The sequence below is a fragment of the Polaromonas potterensis genome (genome assembly GCF_033446725.1).
Lineage (GTDB): Bacteria > Pseudomonadota > Gammaproteobacteria > Burkholderiales > Burkholderiaceae_C > Polaromonas.
On sequence record NZ_JAWQLX010000002.1, the window covers coordinates 53,320 to 79,763 of the forward strand.

A 26,444-nucleotide genomic window follows, 5' to 3' on the forward strand; every position below is an offset into this window, starting at 1 on the left:
CCGCACCCATGTTTATTCCCACTTACGAAGATGTCAGCGCTGCTGCCCACCGGCTGAAAGGCCAGGCGCATCACACGCCGGTCATGACCTCGCGCACGGCCGATGCCATGTTTGGCGCCCAGCTGTTTTTCAAGTGTGAAAACTTCCAGCGCATGGGCGCTTTCAAGTTCCGTGGCGGCTACAACGCGCTGGCCCGTTTCACGCCCGAGCAGCGCAAACGCGGCGCGCTGGCGTTTTCGTCCGGCAACCACGCCCAGGCGGTGGCGCTGTCGGCACGCATCCTGGGCATGCCTTCGGCGATTTTGATGCCGCAAGACGCACCCACAGCCAAGCTGGCGGCCACACGCGGTTATGGCGCCGAAGTCATCACCTTTGACCGTTTCAAGGACGACCGCGACGCGCTCAGCCGCCAGTTGGCCGAAGAACGTGGCATGACCTTGATCCCACCGTTTGACCACGCCGACGTCATTGCCGGCCAAGGCACGGCGGCCAAGGAGTTGTTCGAGGAAGTCGGCGAGCTGGACCATCTGTTTATCTGCCTGGGTGGCGGTGGTTTGACCAGCGGCAGCGCGTTGTCGGCGCGCGCCCTGTCGCCGCGTTGCAAGGTTTATGGCGTGGAGCCGGAGGCCGGCAACGACGGCCAGCAGTCCCTGCGCAGCGGCGAACGCGTCAAAATCGCTGTGCCGGAGACCCTGGCGGATGGCGCCCAGACCCAGCAACTGGGCCAGATCACCTTCGAGATCATTCGCCGCAACGTGGACGACATCTTCACCGCCACCGATGCACAACTGATCGAATTCATGCGTTTTTATGCCGAACGTATGAAAATGCTGGTCGAACCCACGGGTTGCCTGTCGCTGGCCGGTGCACGCAGCAGCGGGCTGGACTTGCGCGGCGCACGTGTGGGTGTGCTGATCAGCGGCGGCAATGTCGATCTTTCGCGTTTCGCGCAACTGATGGCGGGTTGAGGGTCAGGCAGACTTGCCAGCGGCTGGCGGGGTCTGTACATTGGGATTTTTGAGGGCCGCCCATGCCTGCTGACGCCATGACCCCCGCCCGGGAGCATTCCCCGCACCATATCCGCCTGACCTCGCATGCCGGCGGCAACGGCGCCCTCCCCATTCACTGGGCCGCGGCCACCGCCGCTGAACGCGGGCCGGTGGTTGGTACCACGACCAACCGCGGTCACCGCAACGTGATCGGCACCCACAGCGGCTCCTACAGCGTCTACCGCGCCCTGGCCGTGGCCTCCGGTGCGCTGTCCCCACACCACAAAGCGGATCTGACCAACACCTCGCCGACGGACCTGATCGGCCCCTATCCGCAATGGAGCGAGCCCGGCCGCATTGTCGCCATGGACCCCTGGGGTGCCGCCGTCGCCGATGTGTTCTCCAGCGAACTCGCCGCCGGGTATGACATCCGACCGACGATTGCCGTGACCCAGGCCCATGTGATTCTTCCCGAAGTCATCGAGGCCTTGTTGTCCGGCCGGCTGAAAGCCGATGGCAAACACCTCACGGCCGGTGGCGCGGCCATGGTCACCAAGGCGGCGATCGAGCCGGTGTGGTTCCTGCCCGAGGTGGCCCGTCGTTTTGGTTGTACTGAGGCCGATTTGCGCCGCGTGTTGTTTGAAGAAACCGGCGGCATGTACCCCGAACTGGTCACGCGCAGCGACCTGGAGGTGTTTTTGCCGCCCATAGGCGGGCTCACGGCCTATATTTTCGGCAATCCGCGCGACCTGGCCAACCCCGAGGTCGAACTCACCGCCCGCGTGCACGACGAATGCAACGGCTCGGACGTTTTCGGCTCGGACATCTGCACCTGCCGCCCCTACCTGACCCACGCGATCGAGGAATGTATCCAGGGCGCGCAACGCGGCGGTGTGGGCCTGGTGGTTTACTTCCGCAAGGAAGGCCGGGCGCTGGGTGAAGTCACCAAATTCCTGGTTTACAACGCACGCAAGCGCCAGGTGGGTGGTGACACCGCCGACCAGTACTTTGCCCGTACCGAATGTGTGGCCGGCGTGCAAGACATGCGTTTCCAGGAACTGATGCCCGATGTGCTGAGCTGGTTGGGTGTGCGCAAAATCCACCGCCTGGTGTCCATGAGCAACATGAAGTTTGATGCGATCACCAAGGCCGGGATCGAGATTGTCGAACGCGTGAACATTCCGGATACGCTGATCCCGGCAGATGCCCGCGTGGAAATGGACGCCAAGATGGCCGCCGGTTATTTCACGCCAGGCCTTGTGCCCGACGCCGCAGAACTCAAAAAGGCCAAGGGCCGTGGCCTGGATGTTTAACCCCCTGAACCACAAGGCAGATTCGCTATGAATACAGTAGCTGGTGACGTCCGACTGGCGGGGGCTACGGATACATTGCACTCTACGGCCACGATACGTGCACGGGCCAACGCCTTGCTGGCGCGGGCGCGCCGCGGCGACTCCCGCTGGTTCACCATCAACGATGGGGCCCTCGACACCGCCGCCATTCTGGTGGCCAAGCTGACCCAGGCCCGCTACCCGCACCTGAAAATTCCGTACCACAGCCGCTGGCGGCATTTTGAAGCCGGCGGCGTAGACCGCGCTGGTCAGCTGGCCCAAGCCCTGGGGCCGGTCACGCCCGCCCAGCGTGCCCGCGCGCAGATCGACCTGGCGCTGGTCAGCGTGTTGCTCGACGCTGGAGCCGGCCCCGACTGGCGTTACCGGGAGCCCGGCCTGGCGCAAAAACCCGAACATGAATACACCCGTTCGGAAGGCCTGGGGGTGGCCAGCTTTCACAGCTTCATGGCCGGGCTTTTTTCCTGCGACCCGGATCGGCCGCTGCAGGCCGATGCCCTGGGTCTGCAGGCGGTGACGGCCGAGCGCCTGGGCCACGCCTTCCAGGTCACGGCGGGCAATACGCTGGTCGGGCTGGAGGGCCGTGCCGCCTTGTTGCGCCGCCTGGGCCAAGTGTTGCAGGAGCACGCCGGTGTGTTCGGCCAACCGGCCCGGCCCGGCCATTTGTTTGACCTGCTGACGCGGGACGGCCAGAGCAGCATCCAGGCGCAGGAGCTGTTGTCGGTGCTGCTGCGGGGCCTGTCGACGATCTGGCCGGCACAAAACGCGATAAACGGCACGCCGCTCGGGGATTGCTGGCGCCACCCGGCGGCCAGCGTCCAGGGGGCGGACAGCTCGCTCAGCGAGGGCTGGATGCCGTTCCATAAACTGTCGCAATGGCTGACTTATTCGCTGCTGGAGCCTTTTGAATGGGCCGGCATCCGTGTCGAAGGGCTGGACGCCCTGACCGGCCTGCCCGAGTACCGCAACGGCGGCCTCTTCCTGGACGCTGGCGTGTTACACCTCAGAGACGAGTCGCAGGCGCGGCGTTTGCACGAGGTGGGGGATGAATTGATTGTCGAATGGCGGGCGCTGACCGTCGCCCTGCTCGATGAACTCGCGCCGCTGGTGCGCGAGCAGTTAGGATTGACGGTTGCGCAAATGCCACTGGCCTGCGTGCTCGAAGGCGGGACCTGGGCCGCGGGCCGGGTACTGGCCCAGCGATTGCGCGAAGGCAAACCGCCTTTGAACATCCAGAGCGACGGCACCGTATTTTAAAAAAGCTGAAATAAATGACCTCTCCAACATACAACGACAAAGTCCACCTGATCGACCACCCCCTGGTCCAGCACAAACTCACCCTGATGCGCCGCAAGGATGCGTCGACCAACACCTTCCGCACCCTGCTCAACGAGCTGAGCATGCTGATGGCCTACGAAGTCACGCGCGATATGCCTATGCAGGACGTCGAGGTCGAAACCCCGCTGGAGACGGCCACCTTCAAGGTCATCGACGGCAAAAAGCTGGTGTTTGTCTCCATCCTGCGCGCCGGCAACGGCATTCTGGAAGGCATGCTCAGCGTCGTGCCCGGCGCCCGTGTCGGCCATGTGGGCCTGTACCGCGACCCGAAAACCCTGACCGCCGTCGAGTATTACTTCAAGATGCCGCACGACATGGAAGCGCGCGACATCGTGGTGGTCGACCCCATGCTGGCCACCGGCAATTCGGCGATTGCGGCAGTCGAGCGGCTCAAGGAACTGAACCCCAAGTCCATCAAGTTTGTCTGCCTGCTGACCTGCCCCGAAGGCATCACCGCGCTGCAAAAAGCCCACCCCGACGTACACATCTACACCGCCGCCATCGACCGCCAGCTCAGCGACCACGGCTACATCCTGCCCGGCCTGGGAGATGCCGGCGACCGCATATTCGGAACAAAATAGGCCTCCAGCCCAATCGCTGCGGGCGCAAGCAGCTATATCTTTAATAGCGACCGTTCCCATGCACCAGCCCACAACCCCAGGCCGCCTTTGGCGTTTTTTCATGGCCTGTGGGGTGGCGCTTTGCCTGGTCGCTTGCGCCAGCGTGTCCACCGGCCGGCTCGACAACACACCGCGTATGGCTGTCATGACGGCCTTTGAGCCCGAACTGGCCTTGCTGCTCGGCAAGCTGCAGGGGCCGGTGCAACACCAGCTGAACGGCGTGCGATTCACCACCGGCACCCTGGAAGGCCAGGCGGTGGTGTTGTTCCTGTCCGGGATCAGCATGACGAATGCCACCATGAACACGCAACTGGTGCTGGACCGTTTCAACATCAAAAGCATTGTCTTCAGCGGCATCGCCGGCGGCGTCAACCCCGGCCTGAACATCGGTGACGTGAGTGTGCCCGCGCAGTGGGGCCAGTACCTGGAAGTGGCGATGGCGCGCGAAACCTCGCCCGGCCAATTCACCCCGCCGCCGCCCATGGAGCGCCCGATGTTCCCCGCCTTCGGCATGTTGCAGCCGCGTACGGTTGAAACCCGCACGGCGGCCCAACCGGCCCTGGTGCGCAAGTTCTGGTTTGGAGCCGACGCGAGAATGCTGGACGTCGCGCGCAGGCTGCGCCAGGTTGAATTGGTCCGTTGCAAGGCCAGCCAATGCCTCACGCGCCAGCCCGTGCTGGTGGTGGGCGGCAACGGCGTGTCCGGCCAGGCCTTTGTCGATAACGCCGCCTTTCGCGAATACGCTTTCAAAACCTTCCAGGCCAATGTGCTGGACATGGAAACCGCCGCCGTCGGCATGGTCGCCTATAGCAACGGAGTACCGTATATCGCGTTTCGCTCGCTCAGCGACCTGGCGGGTGGCGGCGAAGGCCAAAACGAGATGAACACTTTTCTCAGCATCGCTGCCGACAACTCGGCGCGGGTGCTGCTGGCGTTTCTGGCGGCCTGGAAGCCCTGAGGGAAAGCACCGTCATGCTCGACTTGCTGATCAGGAACGCCACCCTGCCCGACGGACGCACCGGCATGTCGATTGCCGTACAGAACGGCAAAATCACCGCCGTCGCGCCCGGTCTGGACGCCCCGGCCCAGGAAAAAATCGATGCTGGCGGCTACCTGCTGAGCCCGCCTTTTGTGGACCCGCATTTCCACATGGACGCCACACTCAGCTACGGCCTGCCGCGTGTCAATGAAAGTGGCACCTTGCTGGAAGGCATCGCCATTTGGGGCGAGCTCAAACCCACGCTGAAGGCCGACGCCATCATCGAACGCGCCCTCACCTATTGCGACTGGGCCGTGGCCAAAGGCCTGCTGGCCATTCGCAGCCATGTGGACACCAGCGACCCCCGCCTGCTGGCCGTGGACGCCTTGCTGGAGGTCAAGAAACAGGTCGCGCCCTACATCGACCTGCAACTGGTGGCCTTCCCGCAAGACGGCGTGCTGCGTAGCCCGGGTGCTGTGGACAGCCTCAAACGCGCACTCGACAAGGGGGTGGACGTGGTCGGCGGCATCCCCCATTTCGAACGTACCATGGCTGAGGGCGCGTCCAGCGTGAAGCTGCTCTGCGAAATCGCCGCCCAGCGCGGCCTGCTGGTCGACATGCATTGCGACGAATCCGACGACCCGCAGTCGCGCCACATCGAAACGCTGGCGTTTGAGGCCCAACGCCTGGGACTGCAAGGCCGGGTTAACGGTTCGCACTGCACCTCCATGCACAGCATGGACAACTACTACGTCAGCAAGCTGCTGCCGCTGATCGCCGAGAGCGGCGTCAGTATCATCGCCAACCCGCTGATCAACATCACCTTGCAGGGCCGGCACGACAACTACCCCAAGCGCCGCGGCATGACGCGCGTGCCCGAACTGATGGCCGCCGGTATCAACGTCGCCTTCGGCCACGACTGCGTGATGGACCCCTGGTACGGCATGGGCAGCGCCGACATGCTGGAGGTAGCGCACATGGGCCTGCATGTGGCGCACATGACCAGCCAGAAAGGCATTCGCCAATGTTTTGATGCGGTGACCATCAACGCGGCCAAGGTAATGCACCTGCAGGGTTACGGCGTGGATGTGGGCTGCGATGCGAGTTTTGTGTTGCTGCAGGCGCGGGACGCTGTAGAGGCCATCCGCTTGCGGGCAAACCGCTTGAAGGTGTGGAAAAAAGGCAGGCTGCTGGCAGAGACTCCCCAGGTCGTGGCCTTGTTGAAAACGGCCGGCCGGCCAGATCGGGTCAATTTCCAGATCGCTGCGGCGGGCCCCTAGAGACAGCGATGGGTGCCCCCTGCGCCCAGGCGTTTGTGGCAAGCAACAGGAGACAGGCATGCTGACGGTCGACGGGAGAAGCATCGATTGTGTTGAATCTGGCGCAGGCCCGGCGCTTCTGTTTTTGCCTGGTTCCTATAGCACGACGGCGGCCTGGCGCCAGGTGCAGCGCCTCCTGCGCCCGGGCTACCGCGTGGTAACCAGCAGCTTGTGTGGCTACGGCGGCACGACCGACACGCGCACACAACAAGATTTCGGAATTCAGCATGAAGTTCACGTGGTGCAGGCGCTGGTCCGCCACATCGGCCAATCGGTGCATCTGGTCGGTCACTCTTTTGGCGGCACGGTAGCGCTGGCGGCGGCGCTTTCTCACACGGTCGACATTGCCAGCCTGACATTGTTTGAAGCGAACCCGATGCCCCTGATCCAGGCACACGGCGGCGGCCGGCTGTATGAAGAAACCTTGGACATGAGCCAGGCCTTCGAGGCCGCAGTCAACACTGGCGAGCATGACGCACCCGGTCGCATCATTGACTTCTGGAGCCGCCCCGGTGTTTTTGCGAGCATGCCTGAAGCCGTCAAAACCTACTGCCGTGAGACCGCCGCGGTGAATGTGCTGGACTGGCGTACAGGCTTCGCCTTCAAAGTGAACGCGTCTGATTGCTCAAGCGTGAACATCCCCGTGCTGCTGGTGCGCGGCGGCGAGGCGAACCCGGCCATGATCGCCATCACAGATAGCTTGCAGCGTAGCCTGCCCAAGGTCCGCCACGTTGCCGTAGAGGGCGCGGGCCATTTCCTCATCACCAGCCATGCGGCCCGGTGTGCTGAACTGCTTTCTTCTTTTTTGCTTGAAGTGGCTTAGGTTAACGCCGGCTTTTGGCCCGACCCCTTCAGTTCTGGACGCAGACGACGTGCGCCTGGATCTTTCCTTCAACCGGGCCGGTGCCGAATCGCTCGGCGATGGCAGCGGTGCAGGCCGACGTCGCCTGCGCCAGATTGGCGCCAGAGCGGGCCTCAATCTCATTGCGCAAGAGCGTTCCCTGGCAATAAGCCATGGCCGGTACGCGCGCCGACACCGCCCGACTACGCGCCGTCATCGTCTCGATACGTGGCGCGGAGTCAAACCCCGCAGCTGCGAGGTCGCGTGAAATCGCGTCCCGGTCGAAGTAGCCGTGTGGCGTGCGCGCCATGAACAGCGGCGGGTCCGCGGGGAATAAACCGGCAAGCACGGTTGTGACGGTATGGGCAAACTCGTTTTCCTCGATGCGATCCCAGACGTTAAACAGCAGCACGCCGCCGCGACGGAGCACGCGCCGTGCTTCGGCAAACGCGCGCGCTTTGTCCGGGAAAAACATGGCGCCGAATTGACAAACGACGATGTCGAAAATCGCGTCCTCGAAGGGTAGGCGGGCCGCGTCCGCCGCTTGCCACGTCACCGGCCTATGCGTGCCGACTGCCATGGCACGATCAAGCATAGGCTGATTCAGATCTGTCGCCACCAGGCCAACATGGCCGGGCAAGACCAGCGCCATCGCGCGGGTGACGACACCCGTGCCCGCAGCGGTCTCAAGCACACGAGACGGATCAAGAACGGCCACACGCTGCGCCAGATCGGCGGCATAAGGTTCGAAAATCAGTGGGACAAGGTGACTGTCGTAGAGCTCGGGAATCGAGCCGGCGAAGATCGCGTCAGCTGCAGGCCTATCCATGAGATGACTCCTTACGGATTTACTGCGATCTTAGGCGCGGCGGAGCAAATTGAACAGCGATCTTACGAAGGACTGCTGCGTTTAACCTCAAGTGTCCGCTAGGGGGCAGGATAGCGCCTGTAACCGGTGGTCATCATCTGAAACCATGGTTTTGAAGTAGCCCATGACAGTTTTCTGGCTAGCTCGCTCTACCGGCCATTCCGGGCTGCGCCGATTTCAATGATGACTGCCCCGCACGCGACCACAAGTGGCCTACCGGCCTCATGCGGCGCGGCTATTCAGCGTTTGACTTGAGCGGACCGCCGAAAGGCAGGCCCGCTTGAATGAACGATGGTCAGGCCTCGGCGCGTCTGGGACGAAAGATGGCGTAGTTTCCGTTCGCTTGTGCCACGAGGACTTGCGCCACGTAGAGCCGTGACTCCAGATTTGCAACGGTCTTGCCGCGGTTGACGAGTTCGGTCTTGCAGACGACCTGTCCTTGAAACACAGGTTTGAAATAGTTGATCTTGATTTCTATGGTGGCGCAAATCTCACCCTTGTCGAGCGTTGGATAAAGCGCCGCACCCATCCCTGTATCAGCCAATGCGTACAAAACGGCACCGTGCACCACTTCATGCGGATTCAAGTGTTGAGGTGCAACCACCAAGGTCAGCGTGCTTGCGCCGGCCTTGGTTTCATCGGCGTGCAAATCGATCAGTTCAGCGAAAGGATGTTTCATGGTGTTAGTTCTATTTCCAGACCAGACTATGCAATGGCGCGTGTCTGCCCTTGCCAGTAGGGCTCGCGCAAGATGCGCTTGAGTAGCTTGCCACTCGGGTTGCGTGGCAACACGTCGAGAAAGTCCACGCTTTTCGGACATTTGTAGTGCGCCAGGTTCGCGCGCATGAAGTCGATGATCTCGCGCTCACTGCTCTGCGCACCTGCACGCAGAACGACACAGGCTTTCACGGCTTCGCCCCAGCTTGTGTCTGGCACGCCAATCACGGCACCATCCGCGATATCCGGGTGGCGCATCAGCACGTTTTCAACTTCGGCTGGATAGATGTTTTCGCCCCCGGACAGGACCATGTCCTTGATACGGTCGGTGATGTAGAGATAGCCGTTCTTCAAATAACCGCCGTCGCCAGAACGGAACCAACCGCCATTGGCATTGCGGCCTTCTGGGAAAGCCATCGCCGTGGCCTCGGGATTGCGCCAGTATTCTTTCAGGTTGCGAATAGTCTCTATCCATATCTCCCCCACCTCGCCGTCAGGCAGATCCTTCAAGCTCGTCGGATCGACGATGCGCAGACAGGCGCCGCCAACCGGGCGTCCGGCCGAGCGCAACAAGCCGGGTTCCCCGGCTTCATGGTCGGCCGAGGACAGAAAAGTCGCCACGCCTGACACTTCGGTCAGCCCATAGGCCTGAACGAGCTTGCATCTGAAGACTTCGGCCGCTTCCTTCAACACCACTTCGCTGATGGGCGAGCCGGCATACGCCATCAAGCGGAGATTTTGGTAGTCGGCAAGCCGCGCGCCGGGATGTTGCAGCATGAATTGAATCATGGCGGGAACCAGCAAGGTGTGGGTAATGCCTTGAGCCGCGAAGCTTTGCAGATAGGCTGCCGGATCGAATTCCGAGTACGCCTCGGTTCGCGCCCCGGTATAAAGGGTTGCCGCCAGCACGCAGATGCCGGCCACATGAAACACCGGCAAGGGATTCCCCATCACGTGGTGGTGCTCGAACGCCCAGTCTTTTTCGATGGCCTTGGCCACAGACAACAGGCCTTCATGCGACAGCACGACGCCCTTGGGCAATCCCGTGGTACCCGAAGAATAGAGCTGCAGCGCCGCATCACTTGTATGGGCCTTCGCGGGCGTGAACCCCGTGCTGAAGCCGCTGTACCAGGCCTCAAAATCGGGTAGGCCTTCGAACGCTTGTTCGGTGCAAACCAGGGTCTTGATCCTGGGCAGGCGGGCCCTCATTGCGTTCGGAGCGAGTGCTGCGTCGACCAACAGGAAAGACGCTTCCCCGTTGTCCACGATGTATTCGAGTTCGGGAACCGTCAGTCGCCAATTCACGGGCATGCAGACTGCACCGAGCTTGCAGGCAGCCAGCAGCAGCAACATGCAATCCAGGTGATGCTTGGTCAGCGCTGCCACCCGGCTCCCCTGCCCGACGCCCATGGCGGCCAGCGCATTGGCAATCTGGTTGCTCGCGCGCTCGACATCCTTGTACGTCAGGCGTCTATCGCCTTCTGCGTAGGCAACGGCATCGGGACGAGCTTCAAGCTGCCGTCTCAGGGTATCTATCAGGGTTTGGTCTTGCACAGGTGTCTCCTTTTGTTTTATGGGCAAATGCTCGAACGCCAAGCTCACTCAGCCATCGACTTCCTTGATGGCCGGGATGGCGGCGAGTTGCTGGTTCAGTTGTTCATGAAAGCGTGGCGCGCTGAACTCAAAGGTGCCGAAGGTCAAAGCCGCATTGGCACCAGAGGACAAGCCTGCCTGGATGGACTCGGACAGTTCGTAGTCCTCTGCCAGGGCGCGGCGATAAAGATCGACGTTGGCATTCCAATAACTTTGCGCCTTGGGCCCGTCCGGCGCGACGGGCAACAAGGTGATCTCATGAACTTTCGCGACACCCGGCGAAACCAGTTCCAGCGTGCTGAGCTGGGCATGATCAGGCTGCACCAAAATTATGGTGCTTGGAAAGAAGAAATAGATCAGGTTTCCGTGCTGACGTGGCTGGAAGCCTTCAACATTTGGAGGACTGTTGCCGTCGAAACTTGACTTGACGAGATAGAGGCGCCGATTGAGACCAAACTCGTCAACGATCTGCACATTTTCGGCAAACATGTGGGCAATAGTCTTTCGATGCGCCACCTTGAAGTGGTAGGCCTCAAAAGAGCCATCCACGAGCAACTTCCAGTTTGCCGCCACCTCGTACGATCTAGGCGCGAAGGCCACCGGTGTACTCAAATCCAGCGTTTCCAGCTCGCCCATGAGCGGCCCCAGACATGCATCCACGTCGGTGTCGATCAGCTCCGGATCAGGGATGACCCATATCAGGCCCGCGCGTTCACTCGCGGCCAGCCGACGCAAGCCGGAAGATGCATGGTCGAGACATGGAAAGCCAAAGGCCTGAGGCAGACCGCGCAACGCACCGTCTGGCTTGTAGGTCCAGGCGTGATACGGGCAAACAAATGCTCTGGCCTGCTCGCCGCCGCCCAAGGGCGCAACACGCGCGCCCCGATGACGACAGACGTTGAGAAACGCATGGACCTCTCCATTGTCTTGTCGTACGAGCAAGAAGGGTGTGCCCGCGCGGTCACGTGCAAGCCAGGAGCCAGGAGCGGACAGCTCGGAACTGGCGGCGACAGGCTGTGGGAAACGTTTAAAAAGCTGCGCTTCCTGCGCGAAATTACGAGGACTCAGGTAGCGATCAACGGCCACCTCTCCAACACTCGCCTCAGGCTCCGGTCTTTCCCCGCGAACCGCGGTTAGTGCACGCTGGTACAAATCGCGAATAACTTCCTGCTTCATAAATCGTCTCGAATCAAAGTCTGAAAAAGTGTTTCTGTAATCTTCTGAATCCAGGGTTCGTCCTCTGCTAACAAAGGCTCATCCAGCTGCATTCGGTTGAAGGTCGGTCTGACAACAAGTGCATAGGCCAATGTGCCCAGCGCCTGGGTTAAAAATGCCAGGGGTGGACCGACCGGCAACAGCCCCTTGTTTTGCGCCGCCGAGAATTCCCAAATCAGTATCTTCACGAGATGGGTCAGCGGAAGCGTTTCCGCAGCGTCGACTCGCCCTACGTTGTCGATCAACTCTCTCAGGATCAATCTGACGGCTTGCGGACGGTGAATCGTCCATGTCGCCAGTGCCGCCATCAAGGCACGCAAGCGTTCCTTGGGCCCGGCGACGTCAACCAGCGCAGCCGTCACGCGCTCGACGAGCTCGCCGCCAACCCGATCAAGCACTTCAAGGTACAAAGCCGCTTTCGTCGGGTAGTGGTGAATCAAGCCAGGGTTACTTAAACCTGCAGCTCGCGCAATTGCGCTCAAGGACGCACCATGAAAGCCCTGGGCAGCGAACGCATCTTCGGCGGCGGCCAAAGCGCGCCGTCGCGATTCGGCAGAGAGGTCGTGTTTTTTAACAGAAGAAGTTGAACCGGTCATTCATCAAATAATACAGACCGATCAGTCGGTCTGTCAATATGGAATCTACGAAGAGAAAGTTTTGCGCAAAACCCTGGGTAGCGGGTCTCCGATTTTTTGTGTGCCGGGGCGGACTTGAATTTGCGAAGAGGCGACCTCCGAATTGAATGACGAAAGGCGCCAGAGAGGCCTTGCCCCAAATGCGTCACAGCAAGTCCATGCTCGGGATCAGCGGGTACATTGGGACAAATCACTCACGGGCATCTCATGGACACCACCCATCTGCATCGAATCGCCGTCGAAGCCATGCGCGCCCGAGGCTTGCTGCCAGCCTTCGAACCGCGGGCCTTGCAAGAGGCCGAGGCTGCAAGGCAGGCCGCACCAGAACGCAACGACAGCATCCGCGACCTGCGCCATCTGACCTGGTTTTCCATCGACAACGACGACACGCGCGACCTGGACCAACTGAGTGTGGCCGAGCCGCTGGCCGCTGGCAGCACGCGCCTGCTGGTGGCCGTGGCCGATGTCGATGCGAAGGTAGCGCCCGGCGGCGCGGTGGATGGCCATGCGGCCGTCAACACCACCTCCGTGTACACGGCTGCCGGCGTGTTCCCGATGCTGCCTGAGGTCTTATCGACCGACCTCACCTCGCTGCACGAAGGCCAGGAACGCCTGGCGGTGGTGGTCGACATGCAGGTCGCCGCCGACGGCACGGTGTCCGAGTCAAGCATCTACCGGGCAACGGTGTTCAACCGCGCCAAGCTCACCTACGACGCTGTCTCGGCCTGGTTGGACGGTTCGGGGCCGCCACCGCCGCAGATAGCCAGCGTGCCGGGACTGGAGGATCAGGTTCGCTTGCACGACACCTTGGCCGGCCAACTGCGGAAGTGGCGTCAGACGCGCGGCGCGCTGAACCTCAACACGGTTTCCGCCCGTCCAGTGTTTGAAGACGGGCAACTGGTGGACCTGCGCCCCGACGAGAAAAACCGGGCCAAGGACCTGATCGCCGACCTGATGATCGCGACCAATGGCGCGACGGCTCGCTTTCTGGCGGGCAAGGGCTTCCCTTCGCTGCGCCGCTTGTTGCGGGCGCCGCGCCGTTGGGACCGCCTGGTCGCACTGGCCTCTGGCCACGGCGTGCAACTGCCTGAAGCACCCGATGCGTTGGCGCTGGACCACTTCCTGAACGCGCGGCGTCTGGCCGACCCGGCCGGTTTTGCCGATCTGTCGCTGGCGGTGGTGAAGATGCTGGGCTCGGGCGAATACGCGGCCGCACCGGCTACAGCGACGGGTACCACGGGTACATTGGAATTAGGGCACTTCGGGCTCGCGGTGAACGACTATGCGCATTCCACCGCGCCCAACCGGCGCTTTCCCGACCTGGTGACGCAGCGTCTCCTGAAGGCCTCTCTTGCAGGTGCGGCACCGCCCTACTCCGCCGAACAGCTGAGCGAGATTGCCCGTCACTGCACGCTGCAGGAAGACAATGCCAGCAAGGTCGAGCGCCAGGTGCTGAAGGCCGCCGGGGCCTGGCTGTTGCAGGGGCGCATAGGCGAAGTCTTCGACGCCATCGTCACCGGTGCCGCAGCCAAAGGCACTTTCGTGCGCATCAGCAGCCCCTTGCTGGAAGGCCGGGTGGTGCGCGGTTTTGAAGGGCTGGACGTGGGCGACACGGTGCGCGTCAAGCTGGTGGCGGTGGATGCCGAAAAATGCTTCATCGACTTTGAACAGGCCTGATCGCTGCACACAGTTTTTTGGGCGGAATGTAACGCCCGGTGAACAAGCCCTTGCAGCAGGCGCTGCTGGCGCCATGTGAGCTGAACGCGGTCCGTTGGGGCCAGTCACCAAGGAGCTACCATGTTGAAACGCCTGACCCTGCTGTGGGCGGTGTTGCGCGGCGACGCGCGGCAGTTGTGGTTTGCGCTGCGCCACCCCAAGGCACCGGGCTGGCTGAAGCTGGGCACCGCGCTGCTCGTGCTGTACGTCCTCTCGCCGATTGACCTCATCCCGGATGTACTGCCGGTGATTGGCGTGGTTGATGACCTGATATTGGTGCCGCTGGCGATCCGCTGGCTGCTCAAGCGCCTGCCGCCGGATATTGCCGAGGCAGCGGCAAGTCGCCGTACCGGTTGAGGCTAAGCAACTGGCGGGTGAAACGCCCCCGCTGCTTGCGCGAAGATGGTGTACGGCCTACGCCGTGCACTGATGCGTACGGGTGTCTCCCTAATTCGTGCAGACGGTGAAGCCTTGACACACCATCAAACCAGGCACTCGACGGGTCGGTCCATCAGCGTCTGCAGCAAAGCGGCGCAATCCCGCAAGGCGATACATTGAGATGTCATGGCCAGCTGTAAAAAGCGGATGGCATACGGTGGGTCTCTATGCATGCGGGTCGAGTCAATCCACCAGCCCTGTCCAGCCATTAGCCATTTGAAGTCGACCTCTGCCAGCAGCGACATACGTTCATCGACGCAGGGTGGCGCCTCCTGGGCTTCTGTCACTCGGTTTTTTTGACCTTGCATGGTGATGGCTTCTTCATAGTTGGTCGGCATAGCCCTATAACGGCCGAGTCCCGATATGCGCAGACAACAGCAAGCGCAACAACTGTGAAATTAAGGTAAACATGACGTCTTCCCGGATGAGGGGAAGTCACTGGACTGGTTAAAAACAACCTAGGAAAAACGTTACACGTATGGGGGGACGGACTTCCGCAGTAACCCTAGGCCCGCTTCCCTTCCAGCAACTTCACCAGCGCCCACAAGACCCGGTTCGCCGGCGTCGCAATCCCCAGCGCCTCGCCGCGCTTCACGATCAGGCCATTGAGGTAGTCAATCTCGCTGCGTTTGCCACGCGCCAGGTCTTGCGCGGTCGATGAAAACTGGCTGGGCATGCTGCCGGCGAGTTTGTCCACGGCGGCATGGGCATCACCCACCACCTGCACGCCTTCGGCCTGGGCCACGGCCAGACATTCGTTGACGACGTCGCGCATCAGGTCTGTCACGCCCTCGCCTTGCACCGTTTTGCCATAAGGCAGCTGGGTGATGGCCGACACGGCGTTGTAGGCGCAATTGAGAATCAGCTTGGCCCAGAGTGCGCCGCGCACGTTGCTGGACACCTCGGTGGGCACACCGGCGGCGATCAAGGCCTGCGCGACGGCATCGCTGGTGCGGGCCGGCTCCATCACCAGTTCCCCCCGGCCGTGGTGCTTGACATGGCCGGGATCGGCCATCTCGGTGGCGACGTAGACCACGGCAGCGGCGACCGCGTGTTGCGGCAACACGCTGCGCAGGCGGTCGGCGTTGTCCACGCCGTTTTGCAGGCACACCACCAGGGCATCGGGCGCCAGGTGTGGCCGGATCAGGGCACCGGCCGCTTCGGTGTCGGTGGATTTGACGCAAAACAACACAAGCTGGGCGCCCTGCACATCGTCGGGCGCGCTGCTGGCGGCCAGGCGTACGTGTTCGTCAAAGGTGGTGGTTTCCATGTGCAGGCCGTCGCGCGCTATGGCTTGCACATGTTGGGGCCTGGCGATCAACACCACCTCGTGCCCGGCGCGGGCCAACATGCCGCCGTAATATGAACCGACGGCACCTGCGCCCATCACGGCGACTTTGAGGGGCTTGGGGAGATGGTTGGAGGTTGTCATGGGTCAACTTCAAAAGTGGCGCCTTGGGAGAGGCAAACGGCAAACGCTGAGGTCATTTTAAGAAGGCTTCTGCCGGTGTGCCCGACGGCTAGTCGGCCTTGCACCATAGCCCGGTCTCCGGGCACACCCTGGCCGGCGCACCCTTCCACCAGACTTGCTCTTCATCCAGTTGCGAGGCGGTCGCAGGGGCGATGTCGAAGGCGACGCCAAGTGCGCGCCCCACATGGGCATCTTCAATGGGCAGCTCCCAGGTCAGGAAGACCTGGGAGCAATCCAGGTCGGCCGGGAAATCGGCCCGGTCAAAGCCATTGCTGCGACGTTGAATGACGGCGTGGGGCTGGCCCGTATCGAAAATCAGCGCCGTACCCCTGGTGAGGGGGATTCGATGACCTGTCGCGGGGAAATGCACGTCCAGGCCTTTGTCCTCGCTCAGAAAGAGATTACAAAAGGCCGCACCGCCATATTGCGCACCGTCATGGTGGTAGCGCGCGCCGCGACAGGCCATGAGGGCTACGTCGCAGGCGGCCAGCACCTCGGACAAGCCCAGCGTACGTGTCCAGACGGACACCGCCTGCACGCAGTGTTTGTAATCCGGCCAGCGCACGCGCGCTCGCGCCAAAGGCAAGGCCTCGACATCCCCGGGCTCCAGGCCCAGGCGCAAGGCGATCTCCCTGTCCCAATCGGCCAGCAGCCTTGCAGGCGGCGCAGGTATGTCGACGACGCCAGATAACACCACATCACTCACGCTTCGGCTGCGGATGGCATCGCCACTCCAGAAATAGGAGGCCAGCAGCTTGTGCTCACGATGCAGTTGAGGGGCTGTGCTCATCTGGACGAGTGTAGCCAGGCGGCGCGACCCGGCTTGACATGGGGGCTGTCGCAGCGCGGTTCGAGGCGGCAGACTGCCGTGGAGCGTCGCGGGGGCGAGCCGCCCTGCTCCTGATCGCCAGCCTGTTGTGGGGCCTCTATACCCACGGGCTGCGCAAGTCTGGCGTCGCCCCCGCTGGGCTGCGTGATGCTTGTTAGCTATCCATCGCTCATTGCTCTCGTACCGCTGCTGCTGACAGACGTGCTGGACAGTCACCTCGGCCAGATCGCGCCCAAGGAGGCGCTGCTCTTCGTGTTGGTGCAAGGGCTCGGTGTGGGCGTGGCGTCCACGCTGGCTTACACGCTGGTCACCCGGCTGCTGGGCGAGCAGCCTACTTTCCTGGCGCTTTGCGGTGTGTTCCTTGTCGCGGCAGGCGTGCTTTTGTCCAGCCGGCCTGTTCGGGGATGAACGCAAGATGCAAGCACTGACTGGCCCAGTCAAACCTTAAAATTCAACCTCCAGAAAGTTGCCGATGGCAAGTGCGATCAAACGCTGCTCAGCGGGCATTCAAGGACGGCCATGAAAAAGAGCGCAACAACCCAGGGCGAACCCCCTTCCCGGCTGATCGACGCAAGGATCCAGGAGTTGAACGACTGGCGGGGCAAGACGCTTGCCCATGTCCGAGCCTTGATCAAACAAGCCAACCCTGAGGTGGTCGAGGAGTGGAAGTGGCGCGTTCCGGTCTGGTCCCATCACGGCGTCATTTGCACCGGCGAGGCCTACAAAAGCGCCGTGAAGCTGACTTTCGCCAAGGGCGCTGCGCTCAAGGACCCTGCAGGACTGTTCAACGCCAGCCTGGAAGGTAACACCAGGCGCGCCATCGATCTCCATGAAGGTGATGCAATAGATGAGGATGCCTTCAAGACCCTCATACGCGCTGCTGCAGCCCTGAACAGCGCATCGGCCCGGTAGTCGAATCCGGCGCCTCATGCGTTGACGCTTATGAAAAATGATCCCCTTCGATGCCGCGCTGGGCCACTTCAGTCCGCAACAACCGTTGAGGGCCTTGGCGAGGATTGTTCGTCACGGCAAAACGCGCAGACGACCACCAGGGAGAATGAGCGATGACCATCAAGCTCGCAGGCGACTTTGTGCTGTGGTGCGCCGTCATCAACTACGTCGTGTTGCTCGCGTGGTTTGTGGCATTCAGGTCTGCGCATGCCTGGATGTATGGACTTCACAGTCGGTGGTTTCAGATGTCGGAGGAACGCTTCGACCGCGTTCACTACGGGTGCATGGCGCTGTACAAGGTTGGCATTCTTCTTTTCAATGTTGCACCCTACCTTGCGTTGCGCATGCTGGGGAGCCATGGCAGCTAGCGGGGCGCCCCCGCCAGGTGGTGTTGTTCGTGAACGGTTCGCGATTTTTCTTTGACCGCGAGAAGGCTGAAGCGGCCATTCGTGCGACACCATTCAAGCGTCTGCTGCAGCCTGCAAGGCGTCGTTCAGCGCTGGATTAGCAAGGGCGGCAGTCGATTCAAAGCAGCCTGTCCGTTGTGAGAGAAGCGGACAGCGCGCGTCGCCCGATTCATTGCTCCTGCCAAGTCCCATTCACCAGGCCGGGCGTGTTTGCCCAAAGTGCTCAGCAAGGAAGTCGATCAGCGCCCGCACCTTGGGTGAAACATGCTTGCGAGTCGGATAGATGGCATAGATTCCCAATTCGATGGAGCGAAACTCAGGCATCAATTCAACCAGTGTGCCGGCCGCAAGGTCCTCCCCGACGAGGAATGTGGGCTGCAGGATCACACCCTGGTGCGCCAGTGCCGCAGCACGGCAAGTGTCACCGCTGTTGGTGTGCATACAAGGCTGGGTCTTCACGCTGACAGGGCCTTGCGGCCCGTCAAAATGCCACTCATCCTTGGTGGACCAGTAGCTGTAGGAGATCACTGCGTGCGCGGCCAGTTCGACCGGGTGCTGGGGTGCACCGCTTGCCTTGAGGTAGTCGGGTGACGCGCACAGCACCATGCGGGTAGTCGCCAGGCGTTTGCTGATCAGTGTTGAACTCGGCAGGGTGGCGATTCGGATGGCGACGTCGTAGCCCTCTTCGATCAGATCAACCACGCGGTCGGCCAGCGTCACATCCAGCGTGACCTTCGGATAACGCGCGCGGAACAAGCCCCACAGCGGCGCCAGATGGCGGATGCCGAAGGTCACGGGCGCGTTCACCCGCAGCAGACCACTGGCAGCGCCGCTGCGCGAAGTGATCTCCGCCTCGGCCTCGTCAACACCTGCCAGCAACTCCTTGCTGCGGGCGTAGAACACCTGGCCTTCCCCGGTCAGCGACAAGCGCCGTGTCGTGCGGTGCAGCAGCCGCACCCCGAGACGCGTTTCCAGATCGCCCACATAGCGCGATACCGCGGCTTTCGATATACCGAGCGCATCGGCCGCCTTGACGAAACTACCAGCGTCAACGACGGCGCCAAAGGTTTGCATTTCCAGGAATCTATCCATTGTGCTTATTTTAGGAACAATAAATCTAATTTATTGCAGTTTATCTCTTAAGCAATAACTTATAAAGTTCGTTTTTGCCGCTACTGATACATCACCCAAGCCAACCCAAACACTGGAGTACATCATCATGAAATTGAACACCATCGACTACGCCGCCCTGGTATTGCGCCTTGCCCTGGGCGCCATGTTCCTCAGCCATGGCCTGCTCAAACTTTTTGTTTTCACCCTGCCTGGAACGGCCGGCTTCTTCGAGTCGGTCGGATTCCCCGGCTGGACCGCCTACATCGTTGCACCTGCAGAATTGCTTGCCGGCGTGGCGCTCATCGCCGGCTTTCAGACCCGCTGGGTGGCGCTGGCCGGTGTACCCATCCTGCTGGGTTCGCTGGCGGTGCATGCCGGCAACGGCTGGGTCTTTTCCAACCCCAAAGGGGGCTGGGAATTCCCGCTCTACCTGCTTGTCACGGCGGCCGTGGTGGCGCTGCTTGGCGGTGGCCGGATCGCCGTCAGCAAACCAGCCGAGTGAGGCCGCCTGGCCAGCAGTGGCTAGGGTCTTGCGGCCACCCCTGCGGCGCCAGTTTTCCTGAATCAACCTGAAGACAGCCATGACCACAGCCCCAACCCTTTTCATCTCGCACGGTGCGCCGACCTTTGCCATCGAACCTGGGCTGCTCGGCCCCCGCTTGACAGCCCTTGGCGAGCAGTTGTCTGGTGTGACGGCCGTGCTGGTGGTGTCACCCCATTGGCAGACCCGTGACGTGCGCGTCATGACCTCGGCAGCACCTGAGACTATTCACGACTTCGGCGGTTTTCCGTCGGCGCTCTACGACTTGCAATACCCGGCAGTCGGCCACCCCCTGTACGCTGCAGAAGCGGGTCGCCTGCTGGCAGAGGCCGGATTCGTCGGCGGCATGGATGAGCGGCGCGGCCTGGATCACGGTGCCTGGGTTCCGATGCGTCACTTGCTGCCCGGCGCCGATGTGCCGATTTTTCAGGTGTCCATGCCCCACGCCCTGGATACGGCCAGTGCCTTGCAGTTCGGCCGGGCCCTGGCACCACTGCGTGAACAAGGCGTGATGATCGTGGGCTCTGGCAGCATGACGCACAACCTGTACGAGTTCCGGCAGTCCGGATCGGTTGCGGCCGACTATGCGATTGAGTTCACGCAGTGGATTCGCCAGGCAGTCACCCGCAAGGACATTGACCGGCTGATCAACTATCGACAACTCGCACCGCATGCCCAGCGCGCACATCCGACCGAGGAGCATTTCCTGCCCCTGCTGGTCGCCCTGGGAGCCCGCACCGACAGGGAGGCCATGCAAATCCTCGACGGTGGGATCAGCAACGGCGTTTTGGCCATGGAGTCCTATGCCTGGGGCCTGGCGGACGAGCGCAGCAACACGATCACACATTGACAAAGAATGTCTTCATGAACAATTCGCAAAGCACCCTCAGCCCGCTGCAGCAGAACGCAGCCTTTGAATTCGCTTTTCGTCTGCGGCAAGCCCAGCCGGCCAAACCCATGCGTTGCGTGGTGTTGCTGCATGGTGTGGGTGGCTCCGAAACCAATCTGGCTGACCTGGCCGCAGCGATCGAACCCGACACGCTGGTCGTGCTGCCGCGTGGCCCGCTGCAGTTTGCGCCTGGGCAATTTGGCTGGTTCCGGGTCAATTTCACCGCCAGCGGGCCCAGCATCGTGGCCGCCGAGGCCGAACAAAGCCGCCAGGCCTTGATCCGTTTCGTGGGGCAATTGCAGTCGGCTTACGGCATTGACCCGCAGCAGACGGTGATTGCCGGCTTCAGCCAGGGCGGCATTCTCAGCGCCAGCGTGGCACTGAGCGCCCCCGAGTGCGTGGCTGGTTTTGGCGTTCTGTCCGGCCGCATCCTGCCCGAGCTCGAACCACATCTGGCGGGCAAAGAGCGACTGGCGAAGCTGCGCGGCTTCATCGCCCATGGCGAGCACGACAGCAAGCTGCCGGTGATGTGGGCGCAACGCTCGGATCGACTGCTCGATGAATTGAGGGTGGCTCACCTGACGCGGCTCTACCCCATCGATCACGAGATCAGCGCGACCATGCAAGCCGACTTCCTGGAATGGCTCACGGGCGTTACAAAAGCGTATTGATATGGAAAACGACATCCGCCTGCGGTATGGCAAAGCAAGAACGGCTGTTCCTGATGGCACAGCCATCACGGTGCTGCATATCGGCGAAGAACAAACCGCTGCGGCCACTGGAAGCGCCTTCGAACCGGATGTGGTGCTGCTGCTTGCCATCGGGTCCAAAAAAACCGCCTCTGATTTTTTCAAACACGCGCCGCCCACGCCTGGCGAACTGGAAAACGCCATCATGGTGGTAGAGGATGAGGTGACCCGCTTGCGTTCGATAACGGCCACTGCGTCAAAGCTTGTAACGTCAGACGCAGCAATCCGGGAGATCGCGCTTGTCGCGGGTGTTCCCGGCCAGCCAGAGCTGATTCTTAGGCTTGACGCTGTGGAACGGACCTTTGACCTGCTGGCGGCGCTCACGCTCGGAAGGCCGGCTTCCAGCGCGGGAATTCCGGTCAACGCCGCATTCGCTGCAACACTTTTAATACTTCGCGAGTTCATGCATCACCTGCAGTTTGCGTCGGTCACCGTTACAAGCTGACTCGCCGGCAGAAGTTTGCTCTTTTCCAAAGCCGACACTCGATACGCAAGACCACCGAAGTAATCAGTTTCTACAGGCGTCGTGATCCATGATGGCCCCCATACGCAGTTATCCTTGGGGCATGACTTTTGAATGTTCGAGCGGATCAAAAAACACCGCAAGCAGCGCACATCGCGCGGCTATCCACCTGGCCAACGCCCCCGGTAAAACCAACACCTCGCAGTCAGGCGTCGCGGCATGACGATTTGGCAGATCGCGCTTTTTTTGGTCTGTGTGGCCCTGGCATCCTGCGCCCAGAGTCTGAGCGGTTTCGCTTTTTCACTGATCCTGCTGGGCCTGGCCGGCTTGTTTGAACTGGCGCCGCTGGCGGATCTGGCCAACGTGGCCACCGTGCTGGCCCTGGCCAATGCCCTGGTTGCCTTGCGCCGAACGGGCAAAACGTTAGACGTGCCGGCCTTTCGTGATATTTCCATAGGCAGCCTGGTCGGCATTGTGGCCGGCCTGTTGCTGCTGGGCTGGTTCAGCAGCAACGTGATCCTGGGCCTGCGCCTGCTGCTGGGCCTGACGGTGATCGCCTGCGCCATCGTGGTGCTGCTGGACACCGCGGCCTTGCGCGAGCGCTCGTCGGCCACCTCGTTTCGTCTTTATGGCGCCTTGTCGGGCCTGCTGACTGGCCTGTTTTCGACCGGCGGACCGCCCCTGGTCTACCACCTCTACCGCCAGCCGATGGCGCAAAAAAATGTGCGCGACACTCTGGTGGCCACGCTGGCGACCGGCTCCCTGCTGCGGCTGCTCATCGTGTTGCCCAGCGGCCAGTTCAGCCTCAACGCGCTGAAGTTATGCCTGCTGGCCTTGCCGCTGGTGTTCGCGCTAAGCTGGTGGCTGGAGCGGCACCCGCCCGGCTGGTCGCGGCAGGCCATGCGCAAGCTGATCAGTTTTCTGCTGTTGTTGACGGGCCTGGGGCTGATTGTTCCCGCGCTGTTACAGCTCACCACCGGCCGTTAAGGGCACACCACCATGAATTACTGGCTGATGAAATCCGAGCCCGAAGAATGCTCGGTCGACGACGCACTGGCTGCGCCCAAGGCCACCGTGCCCTGGACCGGCGTGCGCAACTACCAGGCGCGCAATTTCATGCGCGACGCCATGCGTGTGGACGACGGCGTGTTGTTTTACCACTCCAGTTGCGCGGAGCCGGGCATTGTCGGCATCGCCCGCGTGGCCTCGACCAGCCGGGTCGACCCGACACAGTTCGATCCCAAGTCGCCCTACTTCGATCCGGCCTCCAAACCCGAGGCGCCGCGCTGGCTGCTGGTGGACGTGCAAGTGCTGCGCAAAATCCCAAACCTGACCCTGCCCGCTTTGCGCGCCCGGCCCGAGTTGACCGATCTGCTGGTGCTGAAAAAAGGCAACCGCTTGTCGATCACACCTGTAGAACCCGCGCATTGGCAGGCTATTCTGGACAGTTGCCCCGAAGCGTAGTCGCTACACAATTCATAGCTTTCTGCGCCCGTTCTGCCTGGGCTGGAGCCTGTTTTTATCAAAATTTTGGCTTGGCGGGCATTTAAGCCATCAGTTTCAACCCCGGCGGCAACGCCTCGCCGAGCACGCGGCGCTCCGTGGCCTCGTCCAGTTCCACACGTTCGCGCACCAGCGCGACCCAGGCGGGCGGCGCATGCACAACCGTCAGCTTGGCCATGATTTTTTCGCGCAGCGGCAGCGGCAAATCACGCGCCCGGTCGTCGGTCACCCGGGCCAGTTGCACGGCGGCAAACGCGGCGGCTTCCAGGCGTTTCCAGTCCAGCGCCAACAAGGCCTCCACCCACGACGCGGCGACCTCGGCCGGCACCACGTCGTGTGTGCTGCCATGAACCGGCTGGCGTGCGCCTATGCGGCCCAGCGCCCACAGGCTCAAGCTGTCGTTGGCCAACTCGGATTCGCTGCGGGCTTTTTTCGATGCAAGAGCCTTGGACACGCGGCCCAGCAACCAGCTGCCGATTTCGGTTTTGTAGGCCTGCGGAATCCGCTCCAGCGCGGCGCCCAGGCGCAACATGTCGGCGCTGCTGCCGGGCACCGGTTTGGCGGCCAGCGGCTCATCGTCACCTTTTCCCTCACCCTTCTCGTTGATCTGCAGGTTGAAGGCAAAGTCATCCAACAGGCGCAACTGCTCGGGCGCGGCCAAGCCGCCGGCCACACGCCGCCATAAGGTCCACCATTCGGTGCCCACTTGTTTGTCATTTGTGTGCTGGGTGCCCAGCGCATGTTGCGGCCAGAGCTGCTGCACACGCCACTCGTCCAGCACATCGCCAAAACCCGGGCGCAGGCAAAAACCCGCGAGGTTGAGCCAGGCGCGTTCATGCGCTGCGCTGCGGCGGCGCCCGCGGCCTCGCTGCCACAAGGCGTCATACAACTGGCGCAACACCGGCGTGGTCCACAAGGCTCGGTCGCCTAACAGGCGCTCAAGCTGCAAGCGCAACTGCGTCACGTCCTTGGGACTGACGGCTTGTTTGTTGGTGCCGAAGATGCGGTCAATCTGGCTGATGGCTTCGGCCATACGGGCGGCGGCGCGCTTGTCTTCGGGTGAGGCCGTTTCGTCGGCAAGGGCCTTGCCGTGTCGCAAGTCAAATTCGAGTCGCCAGCGCTGACTCGGGTCGGCGACGCTGACGCAATGCATCTCCAGCGTACCAACTTCGGTCAGTGAGGTTGCCAGTTGCACTGCGATCTCTTGCCGGCCGGTGTGGACTGGGTCAGGGGCCGCCGTGTTGCTGGGCGCTTGCAGCACCATCACGATGGGCGGCAGGCGCACAAACTGATCGTCGTCCAAAACCACCAGCTCGCCGGCTTGTGCCGGGGCCTGGTGGGCATTGCTGATCGCGCTGAACAACTGAAAACGCACCGGCTGGCCGACTCGCAGCGCAAAACTTCGACCATTGAGCAACACCTCCCGGCCAGGCTCGCTGCCGCGTGGCAGCAGGCAAATACCTTGGGCTTTGGCTTTTGCATCCTTGGTGTCGTCGAGCTGCAAAAAATAACTACGTGCCGAACCACCGCCAATTTTGGGCGCCAGTCCTTGCTGCGCCAGCGCATAAGCCACGGCGCCGCGCGCCACGGCCAGGTCAGGGTTGTCGTTGTGCAGCAGGCGCAGCGGCGCGCCGCGCCAGGCGGCCAGGGTGTCGGTGAGGCGCTGTACCAGCACCTCGGCGCGAAACACGCCGCCATTGAGCAGCAGCGCATCAGGCATGGCCGCGTCGTGCTGGCGCAAAAAATCGGCCAGATGGCGCGTGATGGCCGCGTCGCGCGCATAAGGCAGGCCAAAGGCCACCAGGCCGCTGCGTGCCTGCCGGGCTTGCGCCTGGTCGCTCACCTGCGGGAAAAAACCATCAACGATGAGATGTTCCACTTCATCGCGCGTCAAGGTCAGGGAGCGGCTGCCGCCTACCAGTTTCGATCCGCCGCCCAGCAAGGTGACCGTGGTTTGCGCGGGCGCATCAGCGGCCAGCAACAACTCCTTGGCGGCGCGGCAACGGTCCATGAGTTGCGCCAGGCGGCTGGCGGACAGGGGCTGCGGCGACGCTACATCACCGGCCAAACGTACTTCGGCGGCGTGGGCCAGCGCCAGGTCCATGTTGTCGCCGCCCAGCATCAGGTGCTTGCCCACGCCGATGCGGCTGAGCTTCGGCTGGCCGTCCACCAACTCGACCTGAATCAGGCTCAGGTCGGTGGTGCCGCCGCCCACGTCGCAGACCAGCACCAGCCGGGTGCCGGCGAGTTCATCGGCGAGGCGATCGCGGTGGCGCAACAGCCAGTCGTAAAACACCGCTTGGGGTTCTTCGAGCAGGCGCACCTTGGGCAGGCCCGCCTGTTGCGCGGCTGCCAGCGTCAGCGCACGTGCGCCTTCGTCAAAAGACGCTGGCACGGTGAGCACCAGGTCCTGCTGCTCCAGCGGCTGCTGCGGAAAACGCGTGTTCCAGGCGGCACGCACATGGCGCAAATAACTCGCACTGGCCTCGACCGGCGAGACCTTGGCCACCTCGTCGGGCGCGCCCCAGGGCAGGATGGGGGCCTGCCGGTCCACCGCGGCATGTGAGAGCCAGCTTTTGGCGCTGGCCACCAGCCGCCCTGGCACTTGCGCGCCGAGTTGGCGCGCCCATTGGCCCATCACCACTGTCGCCTGGCCGGCTTCAGCCCCTGCCGGCCAAGGCAGTTGCAAGCTACTCTGCGCCAGTTCGCCAGGACCAGCGTGGTATCGCAGCGAAGGCAGCAGCGGCATGGCCGCGACTTCACCCGGGGCAACCAACTGCTCAATGTGAAAAAGTTGGACCGCGTCCGGCTGGCCTTGGGCGGCAAGTTTGGCGTAGGCCACCACCGTGTGGGTAGTGCCCAGATCTATGCCGACGATGTACTGGCGCATCAGGGCTGTGTGTCAGATTTG

At 62.3% G+C, this 26,444-nt stretch carries 28 protein-coding genes; 18 read left to right on the top strand and 10 right to left on the bottom strand.

The features are described from left to right. Positions 1–8: 8 nt before the first annotated feature. The 7 genes from R6254_RS03375 (at position 9) to R6254_RS03405 (ending at position 7,417) form a co-directional block, all read left to right on the top strand. Complete coding sequence (locus R6254_RS03375; protein ID WP_318404423.1) at positions 9–968, top strand: threo-3-hydroxy-L-aspartate ammonia-lyase; 960 nt, start codon at positions 9–11, stop codon at positions 966–968. A 62-nt stretch (positions 969–1,030) separates the two neighbouring features. Beyond that, positions 1,031–2,302, top strand: coding sequence for a GTP cyclohydrolase II (locus tag R6254_RS03380; RefSeq protein ID WP_318404424.1), 1,272 nt, complete (start codon positions 1,031–1,033; stop codon positions 2,300–2,302). Positions 2,303–2,329: 27 nt separating this feature from the next. Further along, complete coding sequence (locus R6254_RS03385; protein ID WP_318404425.1) at positions 2,330–3,595, top strand: URC4/urg3 family protein; 1,266 nt, start codon at positions 2,330–2,332, stop codon at positions 3,593–3,595. A gap of 14 nt (positions 3,596–3,609) precedes the next feature. Further along, a complete protein-coding gene (gene upp, locus R6254_RS03390) occupies positions 3,610–4,257 on the top strand; it encodes a uracil phosphoribosyltransferase (RefSeq protein WP_318404426.1) in 648 nt (215 codons plus the stop codon). A 58-nt stretch (positions 4,258–4,315) separates the two neighbouring features. Continuing rightward, the gene (locus R6254_RS03395) at positions 4,316–5,254 is read left to right on the top strand and encodes a 5'-methylthioadenosine/S-adenosylhomocysteine nucleosidase (RefSeq protein ID WP_412103098.1); all 939 of its coding nucleotides are present in this window, start codon (positions 4,316–4,318) and stop codon (positions 5,252–5,254) included. A 14-nt stretch (positions 5,255–5,268) separates the two neighbouring features. Further along, positions 5,269–6,555, top strand: coding sequence for an amidohydrolase family protein (locus tag R6254_RS03400; protein ID WP_318404428.1), 1,287 nt, complete (start codon positions 5,269–5,271; stop codon positions 6,553–6,555). A 58-nt stretch (positions 6,556–6,613) separates the two neighbouring features. Continuing rightward, positions 6,614–7,417 carry an alpha/beta fold hydrolase gene (locus R6254_RS03405; protein WP_318404430.1) on the top strand — a complete coding sequence of 268 codons (804 nt, stop codon included), beginning with the start codon at positions 6,614–6,616 and terminating at the stop codon, positions 7,415–7,417. Between the two features lie 28 nt (positions 7,418–7,445). Here R6254_RS03405 and R6254_RS03410 read toward each other — a convergent pair whose 3' ends face one another. From R6254_RS03410 to R6254_RS03430, 5 genes are all read right to left on the bottom strand, one after another. Beyond that, positions 7,446–8,264: a class I SAM-dependent methyltransferase gene (locus R6254_RS03410; protein ID WP_318404432.1), complete on the bottom strand. Its 819-nt coding sequence runs from the start codon at positions 8,262–8,264 to the stop codon at positions 7,446–7,448. 334 nt (positions 8,265–8,598) lie between these two features. Then, positions 8,599–8,982, bottom strand: a complete 384-nt coding sequence (locus tag R6254_RS03415) for a PaaI family thioesterase (protein WP_318404434.1) — start codon at positions 8,980–8,982, stop codon at positions 8,599–8,601. A gap of 26 nt (positions 8,983–9,008) precedes the next feature. Continuing rightward, on the bottom strand, positions 9,009–10,574 hold the full coding sequence (locus R6254_RS03420; protein WP_318404436.1) for an AMP-binding protein: 1,566 nt from the start codon (positions 10,572–10,574) through the stop codon (positions 9,009–9,011). A gap of 48 nt (positions 10,575–10,622) precedes the next feature. Then, on the bottom strand, positions 10,623–11,789 hold the full coding sequence (locus R6254_RS03425; protein ID WP_318404438.1) for an aromatic ring-hydroxylating oxygenase subunit alpha: 1,167 nt from the start codon (positions 11,787–11,789) through the stop codon (positions 10,623–10,625). After that, a complete protein-coding gene (locus R6254_RS03430) occupies positions 11,786–12,424 on the bottom strand; it encodes a TetR/AcrR family transcriptional regulator (protein WP_318404439.1) in 639 nt (212 codons plus the stop codon). Before R6254_RS03430 ends, R6254_RS03425 begins: the two co-directional genes overlap by 4 nt. A gap of 246 nt (positions 12,425–12,670) precedes the next feature. On the opposite strand from R6254_RS03430, the gene R6254_RS03435 reads away from it, so the two are divergent. Together R6254_RS03435 and R6254_RS03440 are read left to right on the top strand one after the other, a co-directional pair. Next, on the top strand, positions 12,671–14,140 hold the full coding sequence (locus tag R6254_RS03435; protein WP_318404441.1) for an RNB domain-containing ribonuclease: 1,470 nt from the start codon (positions 12,671–12,673) through the stop codon (positions 14,138–14,140). A 120-nt stretch (positions 14,141–14,260) separates the two neighbouring features. Further along, positions 14,261–14,536 carry a YkvA family protein gene (locus tag R6254_RS03440; RefSeq protein ID WP_318404443.1) on the top strand — a complete coding sequence of 92 codons (276 nt, stop codon included), beginning with the start codon at positions 14,261–14,263 and terminating at the stop codon, positions 14,534–14,536. A gap of 125 nt (positions 14,537–14,661) precedes the next feature. On the opposite strand, the gene R6254_RS03445 is transcribed toward R6254_RS03440, so the two are convergent. The 3 genes from R6254_RS03445 to R6254_RS03455 form a co-directional block, all read right to left on the bottom strand. Then, a complete protein-coding gene (locus R6254_RS03445; protein ID WP_318404445.1) occupies positions 14,662–14,925 on the bottom strand; it encodes a hypothetical protein in 264 nt (87 codons plus the stop codon). Positions 14,926–15,122: 197 nt separating this feature from the next. After that, positions 15,123–16,049 (bottom strand): ketopantoate reductase family protein, encoded by a 927-nt coding sequence (locus R6254_RS03450; RefSeq protein WP_318404447.1) that lies wholly within the window; start codon positions 16,047–16,049, stop codon positions 15,123–15,125. 88 nt (positions 16,050–16,137) lie between these two features. Next, a complete protein-coding gene (locus R6254_RS03455) occupies positions 16,138–16,878 on the bottom strand; it encodes a hypothetical protein (protein ID WP_318404449.1) in 741 nt (246 codons plus the stop codon). A gap of 186 nt (positions 16,879–17,064) precedes the next feature. On the opposite strand from R6254_RS03455, the gene R6254_RS03460 reads away from it, so the two are divergent. The 3 genes from R6254_RS03460 (at position 17,065) to R6254_RS03470 (ending at position 18,236) form a co-directional block, all read left to right on the top strand. Then, positions 17,065–17,325 (top strand): hypothetical protein, encoded by a 261-nt coding sequence (locus R6254_RS03460; RefSeq protein ID WP_318404451.1) that lies wholly within the window; start codon positions 17,065–17,067, stop codon positions 17,323–17,325. 111 nt (positions 17,326–17,436) lie between these two features. Beyond that, positions 17,437–17,829 carry a DUF1801 domain-containing protein gene (locus R6254_RS03465; protein ID WP_318404453.1) on the top strand — a complete coding sequence of 131 codons (393 nt, stop codon included), beginning with the start codon at positions 17,437–17,439 and terminating at the stop codon, positions 17,827–17,829. A gap of 152 nt (positions 17,830–17,981) precedes the next feature. Continuing rightward, positions 17,982–18,236, top strand: coding sequence for a DUF6868 family protein (locus R6254_RS03470; RefSeq protein WP_318404455.1), 255 nt, complete (start codon positions 17,982–17,984; stop codon positions 18,234–18,236). A gap of 231 nt (positions 18,237–18,467) precedes the next feature. On the opposite strand, the gene R6254_RS03475 is transcribed toward R6254_RS03470, so the two are convergent. Continuing rightward, positions 18,468–19,367, bottom strand: coding sequence for a LysR family transcriptional regulator (locus R6254_RS03475; protein ID WP_318404456.1), 900 nt, complete (start codon positions 19,365–19,367; stop codon positions 18,468–18,470). A gap of 127 nt (positions 19,368–19,494) precedes the next feature. Here R6254_RS03475 and R6254_RS03480 point away from each other — a divergent pair, with 127 nt between their 5' ends. The 6 genes from R6254_RS03480 (at position 19,495) to R6254_RS03505 (ending at position 23,494) form a co-directional block, all read left to right on the top strand. Beyond that, entirely contained in the window at positions 19,495–19,890 is a 396-nt protein-coding gene (locus R6254_RS03480; RefSeq protein ID WP_318404458.1) for a DoxX family protein, read from the top strand. 79 nt (positions 19,891–19,969) lie between these two features. Further along, positions 19,970–20,779 carry a DODA-type extradiol aromatic ring-opening family dioxygenase gene (locus R6254_RS03485; RefSeq protein WP_318404460.1) on the top strand — a complete coding sequence of 270 codons (810 nt, stop codon included), beginning with the start codon at positions 19,970–19,972 and terminating at the stop codon, positions 20,777–20,779. 14 nt (positions 20,780–20,793) lie between these two features. Beyond that, positions 20,794–21,489, top strand: coding sequence for an alpha/beta hydrolase (locus tag R6254_RS03490; RefSeq protein ID WP_318404462.1), 696 nt, complete (start codon positions 20,794–20,796; stop codon positions 21,487–21,489). Position 21,490: 1 nt separating this feature from the next. Further along, the gene (locus tag R6254_RS03495) at positions 21,491–22,012 is read left to right on the top strand and encodes a hypothetical protein (RefSeq protein WP_318404464.1); all 522 of its coding nucleotides are present in this window, start codon (positions 21,491–21,493) and stop codon (positions 22,010–22,012) included. Positions 22,013–22,249: 237 nt separating this feature from the next. Then, positions 22,250–23,017 (top strand): TSUP family transporter, encoded by a 768-nt coding sequence (locus R6254_RS03500; RefSeq protein ID WP_318404465.1) that lies wholly within the window; start codon positions 22,250–22,252, stop codon positions 23,015–23,017. A gap of 12 nt (positions 23,018–23,029) precedes the next feature. Continuing rightward, positions 23,030–23,494, top strand: a complete 465-nt coding sequence (locus R6254_RS03505) for an EVE domain-containing protein (RefSeq protein WP_318404466.1) — start codon at positions 23,030–23,032, stop codon at positions 23,492–23,494. An 82-nt stretch (positions 23,495–23,576) separates the two neighbouring features. Here the strand turns inward: R6254_RS03505 and R6254_RS03510 are convergent, their stop codons facing one another. Further along, positions 23,577–26,423, bottom strand: a complete 2,847-nt coding sequence (locus R6254_RS03510; protein ID WP_318404468.1) for an Hsp70 family protein — start codon at positions 26,421–26,423, stop codon at positions 23,577–23,579. Positions 26,424–26,444: the final 21 nt, after the last annotated feature.